Raw genomic sequence first — 272 nt, 5'->3', positions numbered from 1 at the left:
CAAGCCCGGCGGGTCCCGTCAGGCCGAGACCTATTCGCGCGAGGAGCTGGTCAACTCGGTGTCCGACTTCCTCGGCGTCACCGCCGAGGCCGCGGGCGCCGCCATCGAGCGCATCTTCCGCGATAACGGCCGGCCCACCGGCTATGTGGCGGGAGAGGAGGTGGCGGCCGCCATCACCGTCGGCCTGCGCTACGGCAAGGGCCTGCTCTACATGAAGAACCGCGACCCCCAGCAGGTGTTCTGGCAGGGTCCTTCCATCGGCTTCGACCTGC

Annotated in this window: 1 protein-coding gene; it reads left to right on the top strand. The window is 69.5% G+C overall.

Going from position 1 to position 272, the window contains the following annotated elements; all coding sequences use genetic code 11:
• Positions 1–272: EipA family protein (locus tag ACZ3HH_RS30035; protein ID WP_465810222.1), on the top strand; the 272-nt coding region annotated here is incomplete at both ends.

The organism is Pseudomonas sp. PME37.24/025, assembly GCF_055556615.1.
The sequence above is the reverse complement of the archived record's forward strand: the minus strand, read 5'-3'. Positions and strand labels throughout refer to the sequence as shown.